This window comes from Streptomyces sp. NPDC056161, assembly GCF_042268025.1.
Taxonomy (GTDB): domain Bacteria; phylum Actinomycetota; class Actinomycetes; order Streptomycetales; family Streptomycetaceae; genus Streptomyces.
Genome location: NZ_JBHJUV010000004.1, coordinates 204,870 through 217,536, shown reverse-complemented (window position 1 = coordinate 217,536; position 12,667 = coordinate 204,870). Strand labels below are relative to the sequence as shown.

11 protein-coding genes and 1 pseudogene are annotated in these 12,667 nt (G+C 73.3%); 7 read left to right on the top strand and 5 right to left on the bottom strand.

The features are described from left to right. Nucleotides 1–24: 24 nt before the first annotated feature. Entirely contained in the window at nucleotides 25–1,167 is a 1,143-nt protein-coding gene (locus tag ACFC09_RS06170) for a diguanylate cyclase domain-containing protein (RefSeq protein WP_376524307.1), read from the bottom strand. Nucleotides 1,168–1,276: 109 nt separating this feature from the next. Beyond that, a complete protein-coding gene (locus ACFC09_RS06165) occupies nucleotides 1,277–2,071 on the bottom strand; it encodes an enoyl-CoA hydratase/isomerase family protein (protein ID WP_376524306.1) in 795 nt (264 codons plus the stop codon). A gap of 668 nt (nucleotides 2,072–2,739) precedes the next feature. Between ACFC09_RS06165 and ACFC09_RS06160 the strand changes: the two genes are divergently transcribed. Continuing rightward, complete coding sequence (locus ACFC09_RS06160; protein ID WP_376524305.1) at nucleotides 2,740–3,309, top strand: hypothetical protein; 570 nt, start codon at nucleotides 2,740–2,742, stop codon at nucleotides 3,307–3,309. Between the two features lie 12 nt (nucleotides 3,310–3,321). On the opposite strand, the gene ACFC09_RS06155 is transcribed toward ACFC09_RS06160, so the two are convergent. Together ACFC09_RS06155 and ACFC09_RS06150 are read right to left on the bottom strand one after the other, a co-directional pair. Then, nucleotides 3,322–4,359 (bottom strand): adenylate/guanylate cyclase domain-containing protein, encoded by a 1,038-nt coding sequence (locus ACFC09_RS06155; RefSeq protein WP_376524412.1) that lies wholly within the window; start codon nucleotides 4,357–4,359, stop codon nucleotides 3,322–3,324. Nucleotides 4,360–4,981: 622 nt separating this feature from the next. After that, entirely contained in the window at nucleotides 4,982–5,848 is an 867-nt protein-coding gene (locus tag ACFC09_RS06150) for a biotin--[acetyl-CoA-carboxylase] ligase (RefSeq protein ID WP_376524304.1), read from the bottom strand. 112 nt (nucleotides 5,849–5,960) lie between these two features. Here ACFC09_RS06150 and ACFC09_RS06145 point away from each other — a divergent pair, with 112 nt between their 5' ends. From ACFC09_RS06145 to ACFC09_RS06130, 4 genes are all read left to right on the top strand, one after another. Next, entirely contained in the window at nucleotides 5,961–7,553 is a 1,593-nt protein-coding gene (locus ACFC09_RS06145; RefSeq protein WP_376524303.1) for an acyl-CoA carboxylase subunit beta, read from the top strand. A gap of 46 nt (nucleotides 7,554–7,599) precedes the next feature. After that, entirely contained in the window at nucleotides 7,600–7,809 is a 210-nt protein-coding gene (locus ACFC09_RS06140) for an acyl-CoA carboxylase subunit epsilon (RefSeq protein WP_376524301.1), read from the top strand. Nucleotides 7,810–8,076: 267 nt separating this feature from the next. Beyond that, nucleotides 8,077–8,205: a morphogenic membrane protein MmpB gene (mmpB, locus tag ACFC09_RS06135; protein WP_376524299.1), complete on the top strand. Its 129-nt coding sequence runs from the start codon at nucleotides 8,077–8,079 to the stop codon at nucleotides 8,203–8,205. Nucleotides 8,206–8,300: 95 nt separating this feature from the next. Continuing rightward, the gene (locus tag ACFC09_RS06130) at nucleotides 8,301–8,918 is read left to right on the top strand and encodes a Maf family protein (RefSeq protein WP_376524298.1); all 618 of its coding nucleotides are present in this window, start codon (nucleotides 8,301–8,303) and stop codon (nucleotides 8,916–8,918) included. Between the two features lie 115 nt (nucleotides 8,919–9,033). Here the strand turns inward: ACFC09_RS06130 and ACFC09_RS06125 are convergent. Further along, a pseudogene (locus ACFC09_RS06125) lies at nucleotides 9,034–9,504 on the bottom strand (hypothetical protein); the annotation flags it as partial. A 373-nt stretch (nucleotides 9,505–9,877) separates the two neighbouring features. On the opposite strand from ACFC09_RS06125, the gene ACFC09_RS06120 reads away from it, so the two are divergent. Together ACFC09_RS06120 and ACFC09_RS06115 are read left to right on the top strand one after the other, a co-directional pair. Beyond that, nucleotides 9,878–11,650 carry an acetyl/propionyl/methylcrotonyl-CoA carboxylase subunit alpha gene (locus ACFC09_RS06120; RefSeq protein ID WP_376524296.1) on the top strand — a complete coding sequence of 591 codons (1,773 nt, stop codon included), beginning with the start codon at nucleotides 9,878–9,880 and terminating at the stop codon, nucleotides 11,648–11,650. Between the two features lie 346 nt (nucleotides 11,651–11,996). Further along, a complete protein-coding gene (locus ACFC09_RS06115; RefSeq protein WP_376524295.1) occupies nucleotides 11,997–12,596 on the top strand; it encodes a TetR/AcrR family transcriptional regulator in 600 nt (199 codons plus the stop codon). The last annotated feature ends 71 nt before the right edge of the window (nucleotides 12,597–12,667 follow it).

Below are 12,667 nucleotides of genomic sequence, written 5' to 3'. Positions count from 1 at the left end.
GCCGCCGTGCCGCCCGCTCACGGCCTACGGCCTGCGCCCGCGGAAACGGCGCCGCTCGGCCCGCGCGGGCGACGGCTCGTCGGCGAGGCGGACGACCGGGTCGTCCGGACCCTCCCCGCCGGCGACGACCGGCCGGTCCGCCCGCACCGCCTTGGCCCGGTACTGGGCCGCGTCGGCGAGCCGGAACAGCCGGCGCGCGGACCGCACCGGGCCTATGGCGTGCGCGGTCGAGGCGACCCCGCACGCGACCCCCTCCCCCAGTTCCAGTTCGGCGGCGCGGCGGCACAGTTCGTCGGCGGCCTTCACCACGTCGTCGGCGGGCGGCCCGACCGCCAGCAGACAGAACTCGTCGCCGCCCAGCCGGGCCACGAGGGTGCCCGGCAGTATCGCCCCGCACAGCGACAGCACGGAGCCGAAGCGTTCGAGGAGACGGTCCCCGACGGCGTGCCCCTGGGTGTCGTTGACCCGCTTGAGCCCGTTGAGGTCGCAGACGACGAGGCTGACCACGACGCCCTCCGCGCGATGCCGCTCGATGGCCTCGTCCATGCGCATGTCCACCGCCCGGCGGTTGGCGAGCCCGGTGAGCGCGTCGGTGTACGCCAGCCGCTGAGCCTCCTCCAGCCGCTCGGTCTGCGCGATCCCGGCGGCGACGACCGCCGCCAGCACGGTGGCGAAACCGGCGTCGGACCGGTCGAAGACCGCCGCCCCGACGGCGCGGGCCACGTACAACTCGCCCCAGGCGCGGCCGTGCAGCACGACCGGCGCGACCACACAGCAGCCGCGCCCGCGGCGGCGCAGCGCGGTGACCCGCTGGTGGTGGTGGCCGGGGCGGCCGGCCGCGGTCCCCTCGGCGGTCTCCACCCAGGCGTGCGGGCCGCCGCCGAGCGCCCAGCGCTCGTGCAGGAACTCGGTGATCTCCGGGAACTGGTGGACGGGGTAGGTCTCGTTCTCCGGGAACTCCTCCTCGTCCGGGGCCCGCTCCCCCACGTTCACGAGGACCCGCAGCCGGCCGCGTTCGCGCTCCCACACCGACAGTGCGGCGAAGCTCCCGTCCAGCGCCCGGCACGCGCCGCCCGCCGCGGCCCGCCAGGACTCCGCCGGGGTGTGCGCCGCCGCCATCCCCTGGGCCAGCGCCACGACGGCCGCGAGCCGCTTGTCCTCACCCATCACTCCAGGTTAGGGACGTTTGGTATGAATGGGGACATCGGAGTGCCGAACAGGTGTCTTCAAGAGGCGCCGTCCCGTCGGCCCGCCACCCGGCCGCTCCCCACGCCGCTCACTCGCCCGGCCACCTGGGCGTCCGCTTCTCGTTGAACGCCGCGACCCCCTCCGCCCGGTCCCCGGAGAACGCCACCGAGCGCCAGGCCGCGTCCTCGACCTCCAGCCCGGCCCGCAGGTCGAGACCGTGCCCGAGCCGCAGCGCCCGCTTGGCCGCGCGCAGGCCGACCGGCGAGTTGCCCGCGATCCGGGCCGCCAGGGCCAGCGCCTCCGCGCGGTCCTGACCCTCGTCCACCAGCTGGTCCACCAGCCCCAGCGCACGGGCCTCGGCCGCCGCCACCCGCCGCGCCGAGAAGATCAGCTCGGCCGCCCGCGCCGCACCGACCCGGCGCGGCAGCAGCTGGGTCCCGCCGCCACCCGGAATCACCCCGACGGACACCTCGGGCAGCCCGACCACGGCCGTGGCGTCGGCCACGATCAGATCGCAGGACAGCGCCAGCTCGAAGCCCCCGCCGAGCGCGAAACCGTGCACGGCGGCGATCGTCGGCACGGGCAGCTCCAGTACGCCGGTGTAGGCGCCCCGCGCGACCGGCCGCTGCCGCACCAGGTCCGCGTCGCTGAAGGAGTTCCGCTCCTTGAGGTCGGCCCCGACGCAGAACGCGCGCTCGTGCGACGACGTCAGCACCACCACCCGTACGTCCCGGTCGGAGGCGAGCGCCGCGCAGGCGCCCGCGAGGGAGCGGGCCATCTCCGTCGAGACGGCGTTCATGGCCTTGGGCCGGTCCAGTACCAGCTCCGCGACGTGTTCGTGCCGCCGCACCAGCACGAACTGCCCGAACCGCTCCTCGCTCATGACACCCTCCGGTTAACGCGGGTTAACTCCTCGACGCACCGATCATCGCAGTCTGCCCCCGCCGGGGAAAGAGGCGGCCCCGGCTCCTCGTTCGAGTGACAATCCGCCCGACTCCGCCTCGACCGCCCAGGGGAGCGCATAGCGTGCGCTCCGCCACGGCGCATCGGGGGCGCGAGCGGGGAGGGATCGCGATGACGCAGACGCACACGGGTGCGCACACGGACGACACAGACGACACGGCCGCCATACCCGGGGCAACGGTCGCTCCGACGGGGCCGGAGACCACCGCCGAGACCGAGACCCAGACCCAGACCGAGACGGGTGTCGACGTCGATACCGCCACCGATACCGATACCGATACCGATACCGACGACGATGACGGCGACGGCGACGGGGACGGCGACGGCGACGGCGACGGCGACGGCGACGGCGACGGCGACACGGTCCCTCCGGACGGACCGGATGATCCGGCCGGTCCCGCCGAACCGGCGGGGTCGGGCGTGGCTGGAAGGCCGGGCGGGCTGCCCGAAAGGCCGGAAGGACCGGGGAAGGGCCCAGGGGGCTCAGGAGGATCAGGGGGCCCAGGAGACCCAGGAGACCCAGGGGTATCAGGGGGATCAGGAGGTGCGAATGGACCGGGCGTCAAGGGTGGGGTCCGCCCCCTGCTCGTGACCCGGCGCGGGCGCCACCGGCGGCCCCGCCGCCGGCCGCTCCTGCTCGCCGTCGCAAGTCTCGCGCTGGCCGTCGGCGTGCTGGGCCTCGTACGGGTCGCGCCCGAGCCACCGCCCGGCGGTCCGGTCACCGCGCAGGCGGAGTCCCGGCCGGGTAGGGCCGCCACCGCCGAACGGCCACCGCACGAGTCCGCCCCCGGGGTCGGCACCATCCCGACGGACCCGGCCGCGACCTCCGCTCAGGGCCTGGCCGACGGTGCCCGCGTCCCGGCCGCCACATCCGGCGCTCCGGTGGGCCCCGCTGCGGGCCGGGAGTCGATCCCGGCACCAGGCACCATCCCGCGGGCGGATCCGTCCGGCACCGCGTCCGACACCTCTACGTCCCCCACCGCCCCGTCGCAGTCGCCGACGACCGCTCCGAGTTCGCCGCACCGGCCCGCACCGGCGCCGAGCCGGACGACCGCCGCCCCGGCTCCGGCCCCGAGTCCCAGGCCGAGCCGACCGGGCGGCGTGTGCGTGCCGATCATCGGCCTGTGCATCGACGCGCCGCTGCCCGGGAGGCGGTGACAGCGGCTCCGGTCAGCCTTCGCCGTCGCGCCGGTTGAGCAGCCAGGGCTCGACCACACCGAGCCCGCGGACCGGGCGCTGCCACATCGGCTGGAGCGCGAAGCGGTACGCCGGCGGTTCCTCGCCCTCCTTCTCGGCGGTCGCCGCCACCTCGGCCGCCTCCGCCTCCGAGGCGGGCGCCTCGGAAGTGCGGATCAGTTCCTCGGCGAACGCGCTGTCGACGAGGACCGCGTCACGCGGCGCTATCGAGGTCAGCCGGGAGGCGAGGTTCACCGTCGTACCGAAGACGTCGCCCATGCGGGTGGTGACCGTGCCGAACGCCATGCCGACGCGCAACTCGGGCATGGTCTCGTCGTTGGCCATCGTCTCGATGAGACGCAGGGCGATCTCGGCGGCGGTGCCCGCGTCGTCGGCGGCGTACAGCACCTCGTCGCCGAGGGTCTTGATGAGCCGGCCGCCGCGGGCGGCGACCAGGTCGGCGGCGGTGGTCTCGAAGGCTTCGACGAGTTCGCCGAGTTCCTCCTCCTCCATCCGCCGGGTCAGGCGGGTGAACCCGACGAGGTCGGCGAAGGCGACCGCGAGCCGCCGGTCCACCATCTCCTCGTCGTCGCCGGCCTGCACGACCCGGCCGGTGGCGGCGGCGAGCTGCCGGCGCCAGACGTAGACCAGGAACTCCTCCAGTTCGGGCAGGAGCAGCTCGACCAGTGGATACGTGACCTCGGTGCGGGTCATGCCGGGCTCGGGCGGTTCGGTCAGCCCCTCCAGGAAGGAGTCGATCTGCCACTCGGCGAGCCGCGCGGTGGTCTGCCCGGTGGACCGGGCCACCTGCACGGCCATGGCCTCGCTGAGCAGGCCCGCCTCGACGAGGCCGGCGAGCCGGCGCAGCGCCAGGACGTCGGCCTCGGTCAGGGCCTTGGCCTGGCCGATGTCGGCGAAGCCCATGGCCCGCCAGAAGCGCGAGGCCAGCTCCATCGAGACACCGGCGCTGCGGGCCGCCTGAAAGGGGGTGTAGCGCCGCTCGGCCCCCAGGATGAGTGTTTCCAGCCGCAGGGTGAGCGGGTCCTCGCCTGCGCCGAGGTGCTGGGGTTCCCCCCGGTCGAGAGCGGCCGGGGCCGGCTGGTCGTCCTCCCGGTCGAGCGAAACCGGGCGGGAGCCCTCCCGGTCGAGCGGGGCCGGGCGGGTTTCCTCCCGGTCGAGTCGAGCCGGGTGGGAGTTCTCCCGGTCGAGCGAAACCGGGCAGGAGTCCTCCCGGTCGAGTGGAACCGGGTGGGAGTCCTCCCGGTCGAGTGCAGCCGAGACCGCGGGCGGATCCACCCGGCGGCCCGCGTCCGCACCGGAGCCCGTGTCGTCGACGGTCACGCCTGCTGCCCTTCTGATCTGCCGCGGTCACGTATCGACCGGCCTCAACTCTACGGCAGGTGTGCGCCAGCTCACTCCGTCAGGTTCCGCGGGATGGCACACCGCCCGGTGCCGCGTTGTCGGGTCCGGACCTGTGGTGGACGCCCACCGGGGCTCGCAGCCCCCAGGCCCCCCGCCATCAGTCTGAGGGCACTGGCCGCCGTACGCAGCCGCAGGCCCGTCGTGGCCGTTCGCGCGGTTCCCCGCGCCCCTTCGAAGGCGGCCGACCGCCCATGCGGAAGGGGCGGCCTGCCCTCGTCGTCGTTCGGCCGTGTCAGGCCGGCCGCAGGTGCACGATGTCCCCGGCGCCGACCGGCTCCTGCACACCCGCCGCCGTCGCGATCACCAGGCGGCCGTCACCGTCCACCGCCACGGCCTCGCCCGTGATCGCCCGGTCGCCGGGCAGCTCCGCCCGCACGGTGCGGCCCAGCGTCGCGCAGCCCGCCGCATAGGTCTCCTGGAGGCCGGCGGCAGCGGGATCGCCGCCTGCCGCGCGCCAGCGGCCGTACCAGTCCTCCAGGGAGCGCAGCACGGCCCGCAGCAGCGGGTCCCGGTCCGTGCTCACCGCCCCGGCCAGCGCCAGCGACCCGGCCTGCGGCACCGGAAGCTCCGCGGCCCGCAGGGTGACGTTGATGCCGACGCCGACGACCACGCCGTCGTCCCCGGCCCGCTCGGCGAGGATGCCGCCGGCCTTGCGCTCCTCGCCGCCCACCGTCACCAGCAGGTCGTTGGGCCACTTCAGCGCCGTGTCGACGCCCGCGGCGCGGGCCAGTCCGGTGGCCACGGCGACGCCCGTGAGCAGCGGCAGCCAGCCCCAGCGGGCCACCGGCACCTCGGCGGGCCGCAGCAGCACCGAGAAGAACAGGCCGGAGCGGGCGGGCGCGGTCCACCGGCGGTCCAGCCGGCCCCGGCCCTGCGTCTGCTCCTCGGCGACGAGCACCGTGCCCTCCGCCAGGCCGCCCGCCGTGGCTCGGGCCGCCAGGTCGCTGTTGGTGGAACCGGTGCGCTGCACGACCTCCAGGTCGGTCCACAGACCGCCCGCGCGCAGCAGTCCGCGCCGCAGCGCCGTGCCGTTCAGGGGCGGGCGGTCGAGGTCGGACCACCGGTTGTCGTTCGCGTCTGCTGGGTCTCGCGGCGTCATGCAAGCCACCCTAGGTGTGGTAAACACCGCACTGCCGACCGGTAGGGCCACCACTACGCTACGGATGAGTAGCCGTCCTCACTCTTTTGAGCAGGCAGGGAGCCGCATCCCGATGTCCGAGCCGGAAGCGCGTCAAGAGATCGACATTCATACGACCGCCGGGAAGATCTCGGATCTCAGGCGCCGTATCAAGGAGGCGACGCACGCCGGCTCCGCTCGCGCCGTCGAGAAGCAGCACGCCAAGGGGAAGCTGACGGCCCGTGAGCGGATCGAGCTGCTGCTGGACGAGGGCTCGTTCGTCGAACTGGACGAGTTCGCCCGGCACCGCTCCACCAACTTCGGTCTCGACCAGAACCGGCCGTACGGGGACGGCGTCGTCACCGGCTACGGAACCGTGGACGGACGCCCCGTCGCCGTCTTCTCCCAGGACTTCACCGTCTTCGGCGGGGCGCTGGGCGAGGTCTACGGCCAGAAGATCGTCAAGGTGATGGACTTCGCCCTGAAGACCGGGTGCCCGGTCATCGGGATCAACGACTCCGGGGGCGCGCGGATCCAGGAGGGGGTCGCCTCCCTCGGGGCCTACGGCGAGATCTTCCGCCGCAACACCCACGCCTCCGGGGTGATCCCGCAGATCAGCCTGGTCGTCGGTCCGTGCGCGGGCGGCGCCGTCTACTCCCCCGCGATCACCGACTTCACGGTCATGGTCGACCAGACCTCGCACATGTTCATCACCGGCCCGGACGTCATCAAGACGGTCACCGGCGAGGACGTCGGCTTCGAGGAGCTGGGCGGGGCCCGCACCCACAACACCGCCTCGGGCGTCGCCCACCACATGGCCGGTGAGGAGAAGGACGCCTTCGAGTACGTCAAGCAGCTGCTGTCGTACCTGCCGTCCAACAACCTCAGCGAGCCCCCGGTCTTCCCGGAGGAGGCGGACCTCTCCGTCACCGACGAGGACCGCGAGCTGGACACGCTGGTGCCGGACAGCGCCAACCAGCCGTACGACATGCACACGGTGATCGAGCACGTCCTGGACGACGCCGAGTTCTTCGAGACGCAGGCGATGTTCGCGCCGAACATCCTCACCGGGTTCGGCCGGGTCGAGGGGCGGCCGGTCGGCATCGTCGCCAACCAGCCGATGCAGTTCGCGGGCTGCCTCGACATCGACGCGAGCGAGAAGGCCGCGCGGTTCGTGCGCACCTGCGACGCCTTCAACGTCCCGGTCATCACCTTCGTCGACGTACCGGGCTTCCTGCCGGGCGTGGACCAGGAGCACACGGGCATCATCCGGCGCGGCGCCAAGCTGATCTACGCCTACGCGGAGGCGACGGTACCGCTGATCACCGTGATCACCCGCAAGGCGTTCGGCGGGGCCTACGACGTCATGGGCTCCAAGCACCTCGGCGCGGACATCAACCTGGCCTGGCCGACCGCCCAGATCGCGGTGATGGGCGCGCAGGGCGCCGTCAACATCCTGCACCGCCGCACCATCGCCGAGGCGGAGGACGCCGAGGCGACCCGGGCGCGGCTCCTCCAGGAGTACGAGGACACCCTGCTCAACCCGTACGTCGCGGCCGAACGCGGCTATGTCGACTCGGTGATCCTGCCGTCCGACACGCGCCGCCACATCGTGCGCGGGCTGCGTCAACTGCGTACCAAGCGGGAATCCCTGCCCCCGAAGAAGCACGGCAACATTCCGCTGTAGAGATCCATCCTCTCCAGATTCCCCTCTGGACCCGTTGGGAGGCGGCATGAACATCAAGGTCGTACGGGGCAATCCGACCCCGGAGGAGCTGGCCGCCGCACTGGCGGTGGTCCAGGCCCGCGCCGCGGCGGCAGCCGCCGAACCGTCCGGCGCGGCAGCCCACGGGGACGCGTGGTCCGACCCGTCCCGCATCACCACCACCCACGTCCCCCACCCCGGCCCCACGTCCTGGACCCGTACGTACTGGCCGTCCTAGAGAGCCCCCGGCTCCGGAGGGGTCGCGGGGCCCGTCGCGCGGGCCGCGCGACCCCTCGGGAGGCGCGAGGAACCGCGCACAGCACCCCGACACCGGCCACCACTTCCCCACCTCCAAGGGGCGCGAGGAACCGCGCACGGCCCGGCAACCCCGCCGACCGGCCAAGCGCCCCCGGCCCACACACCCAGCAGCCCAGCGGCCCAGCGGCCCAGCGATTGAGTACCCGTACTCAGGCGCCCGCCCCGCCCCGGCCCCACGCTTGGTGGCATGCTGTGGTCCGACCCGGAGAACGAACCGCCCGAGGAACTGCGTCGCACGCAGGCCATGCTGCGGCGGCTCGGTCTCCTCGTGGCGCTGGCGATGGTGCTCGCGATGCTCGTGGCGGGCCTGAGATGACCTGTCCGGGCCCGTCCGGACCGGCGAGAGCACGCCTGTCCGGGCCCGTCCGGACCGGCGGGAGCGCGCCGGATCCACGCCGTTACGCTGACCGCATGACAGACCACCCGCGCCGTCGGCTCGTACTCGCCTCCCAGTCCCCCGCCCGGCTCGGTCTGCTCAGGCAGGCCGGGTTCGACCCCGAGGTGATCGTCAGCGGCGTGGACGAGGACGCGCTCAGCGCGCCGACCCCCGCCGAGCTGGCGCTCGCCCTGGCCGAGGCGAAGGCGTCCGTGGTGGCGGCCCGGCCGGAGGCCCAGGGCGCGCTGGTGATCGGCTGCGATTCGGTGCTGGAGCTGGACGGCCGGGCGCTCGGCAAGCCCGCGGACACCGAGGAGGCCACCGCCCGCTGGAAGTCGATGCGCGGGCGGACCGGGATCCTTCAGACGGGGCACTGCGTCTGGGACACGACGAGCAAGCGGTACGTGTCGGCGACCGCGTCCACGGTCGTACGGTTCGGCGAGCCGACGGACGCCGAGGTCGCCGCCTACGTCGCGTCGGGCGAACCGCTGCACGTCGCCGGGGCGTTCACCCTGGACGGCCGTTCGGCCCCGTTCATCGACGGGATCGACGGCGACCACGGCAACGTGATCGGCATCAGCCTGCCCCTGGTACGCCGGCTGCTGTCCGAACTGGGCGTCAGCATCACGGAGTTGTGGGCGCCCACGCGGTGACGCCGGAGGCGGCCGAGGCGGGCACGTCGTCCTGCGGCTCGGGCTCCACGGCGTCCTGTGGGCGTCCGGCCCCGGCCGCCGGGTCCGCGGTCCCGGTCGCCGGCTCCCCGGCCCCCGCCCGCGGGCCGTCCACGGCCCGCGGCGCGCCACCGCCGTCGCCGGGATCGCCGCCGCCCGCCGGCCGCGCCGGACCGGGCAGTCCGTCGTGCGTCATCAGCAGCAGTACGACCAGTGCCAGCACGAGCACCATCAGCAGGAACGCCGCCACGCCCAGCAGCCCCCAGACGACCGCACCGAGCAGCCCGTGCACCACGGCGACGCTGACCAGCAGGGCGCGGCCGAGGCCGGACGGGGCCCGGTCGCGGACCGCGACGAGCAGGGCGACCAGGCCGCACAGCGCGAAGTAGACGGCGAAGACCACTCCGCCGATCTTCGAGGAGGTCACCATCACGTCCGGGTCGAGGCCGGCCAGGGACATGTCCTGGCGGTCGACGACCACCGCCAGGATCCAGTTGAGCGCCACGACGGACAACGCCTCGACGAAGAGGACGACCGCCACGATCCACGCCACCGGTCGGCGTACCACCGGCCCCACCCACTTTCGGCCCACCCGGGCAAGAATTGCTGTTACCTGGAGTACGTCCGGGACCTCGCGAACGCTACTCACCGGTAAACCGGGGCACAAGGGTTCTGCCGACGCCAGTAAACCGTTGGGCCATTCGTAGGGACTCCACAAAGAAACGAAGTGCGCCGCAGCACGCTCTCACAGAGACCTTGACCACATGACAGGACTAGGGTTTTCCGGTGGAGTCCTGCGTACCGCGGTGCGACTAGGGCTTTCGCGGGTCGAGCGGGCCTCGTATCACGCTCCGTGTGGGCAAGCTCACCAGTGGGGACGGGTCGAAGTGCCGTGTCGGCAGTCCCTAAACTCGGCTTGTTTCAAGGAGGGAGCCTCAATCGTGCGCAAGGTGCTCATCGCCAACCGTGGCGAAATCGCTGTCCGCGTGGCCCGGGCCTGCCGGGATGCCGGGATCGCGAGCGTGGCCGTCTACGCGGACCCGGACCGTGACGCTCTGCATGTCCGCGCCGCGGATGAGGCATTCGCCCTGGGCGGTGACACCCCGGCCACCAGCTACCTGGACATCGCGAAGGTCCTGAACGCGGCGCGCGAGTCGGGCGCGGACGCCGTCCACCCGGGCTACGGCTTCCTCTCCGAGAACGCCGAGTTCGCCCAGGCGGTCCTGGACGCGGACCTGATCTGGATCGGCCCGCCGCCGCAGGCCATCCGCGACCTGGGCGACAAGGTGGCCGCCCGGCACATCGCACAGCGCGCGGGCGCCCCGCTGGTCGCCGGTACGCCCGACCCGGTGAACGGCGCCGACGAGGTCGTCGCCTTCGCCGAGGAGCACGGGCTGCCCATCGCGATCAAGGCGGCCTTCGGCGGTGGCGGACGCGGCCTGAAGGTCGCCCGGACCCTCGAAGAGGTGCCCGAGCTGTACGACAGCGCGGTGCGCGAGGCGGTCGCCGCCTTCGGCCGGGGCGAGTGCTTCGTGGAGCGCTACCTGGACAAGCCGCGGCACGTGGAGACCCAGTGCCTGGCCGACCGGCACGGCAACGTGGTCGTCGTGTCGACGCGTGACTGCTCCCTCCAGCGCCGCCACCAGAAGCTGGTCGAGGAGGCCCCCGCGCCGTTCCTGTCGGACGCCCAGCTCGCGGAGCTGTACTCGTCGTCCAAGGCGATCCTCAAGGAGGCCGGCTACGTCGGCGCCGGCACCGTGGAGTTCCTGGTCGGCGCGGACGGCACGATCTCCTTCCTGGAGGTCAACACCCGCCTCCAGGTCGAGCACCCGGTCACCGAGGAGGTCGCCGGCATCGACCTGGTACGGGAGATGTTCCGCATCGCCGACGGCGAGGAACTGGGCTACGGCGACCCGGAGCTGCGCGGCCATTCCTTCGAGTTCCGTATCAACGGCGAGGACCCGGGCCGGGGCTTTTTGCCCGCGCCGGGCACCGTCACCCGTTTCGACCCGCCGGCCGGTCCCGGTGTCCGCCTGGACGCCGGGGTCGAGGCGGGCTCGGTCATCGGCCCCGCCTGGGACTCGCTGCTCGCCAAGCTGGTCATCACCGGCCGTACCCGCAAGGAGGCCCTGGAGCGGGCCGCCCGCGCCCTGGACGAGTTCCAGGTCGAGGGCATGGCGACGGCGATCCCGTTCCACCGCGCGGTGGTCAGGGACCCGGCGTTCGGCCCCGAGCTGACCGGCTCCGCCGCGCCGTTCACCGTCCACACCCGGTGGATCGAGACGGAGTTCGTCAACGAGATCAAACCGTTCGCGGCGCCCGCCGACGTGGAGGCGGAGGAGGACGGCGCCCGCGAGACCGTCGTCGTCGAGGTCGGCGGCAAGCGCCTTGAGGTGTCGCTGCCCGTCTCGCTCGGCATGAGCCTGGCCCGTACGGGTCTGGCCGCGGGCGCCAAGCCCAAGCGCCGGGCGGCGAAGAAGTCCGGGCCGGTGGCCTCCGGCGACGCCCTCGCCTCCCCGATGCAGGGCACGATCGTCAAGATCGCGGTCGAGGAGGGCCAGGAGGTCAAGGAGGGCGACCTGGTCGTGGTCCTTGAGGCGATGAAGATGGAGCAGCCGCTGAATGCGCACAAGGCGGGGACCATCAAGGGGTTGAGCGCCGAGGTCGGTGGGTCTCTTACCTCTGGTGCGGTGATCTGCGAGATCAAGGACTGAGCGGCTGCGCGACTGCGCGACTGCGCGTCCGCGCGGTTGCGGTTGTGCGTACGCCCCACGGACCGATCCCATCGGTCCGTGGGGCGATTCCACTCCGTGGGGGTGGTGGGTACGAGCGGGTGGGTGGGGGCTTGTCGCGCAGTTCCCCGCGCCCCTTAAGAGGTGGTGGGTACGTGCGGGTGCGTGGGGGGTAGTCGCGCAGTTCCCCGCGCCCCTTAAGAGGTGGTGGGTACGTGCGGGTGCGTGGGGGGTAGTCGCGCAGTTCCCCGCGCCCCCTAAGGGGGGCTGGGGTGGTGGGGCGGTGGCATGCTGGGGGGAGTTTTGGGGTGGGGAAAGGGAGGGTGGCATGGCGGGTGTGATCGTTCAGGAGGGCGGTGGAGCCCCGCGCGCCATGCGTGCCGATGCCCGACGCAACTACGAGCGGCTGCTGACGCAGGCCCGTGCCGCGTTCGCCGAGCACGGTACGGACGCGTCGCTGGAGGACGTCGCCCGGCGCGCGGGGGTCGGGATCGGCACGCTGTACCGGCACTTCCCGAACCGGCACGCGTTGCTGAGCGCGGTCTTCGAGGACGCGGTGGGCGAACTCGTCGCCCGCGCGCGTGAGCTGCTGCACGCCCCCGAGCCCTGTTCGGCCCTGGTGACGTGGTTGCGCGAGGTGGTCGCGCACGCCGGGGCGTACCGCGGTCTCTCGCTGGCGCTGATGTCGGTGTCGTCCGACTCCGCCGACTCCGGTTCGGCGCTCGCCCGTTGTGGCGGGCCGATCCGTGAGGCGGGTGGCGCGCTGCTCGCCCGAGCCCGGGATGCGGGCGCCGTACGAGCCGAGGTCACCATCGGTGACCTGCTCCAGCTCACCCATGCGATCGGGCTCGCGGCGGCGGAGTCGCCGGGAGACCCGGCCCTGGCGGACCGGCTCCTGCGGCTGACGCTGCGCGGCCTGACGCAGTAGGAGGACATCGGCCGCGCGCCGCGAGCGGCGGCGGCCCGGTGGTGGGGCTCGGCACCCGGGCCGAGCCGTGG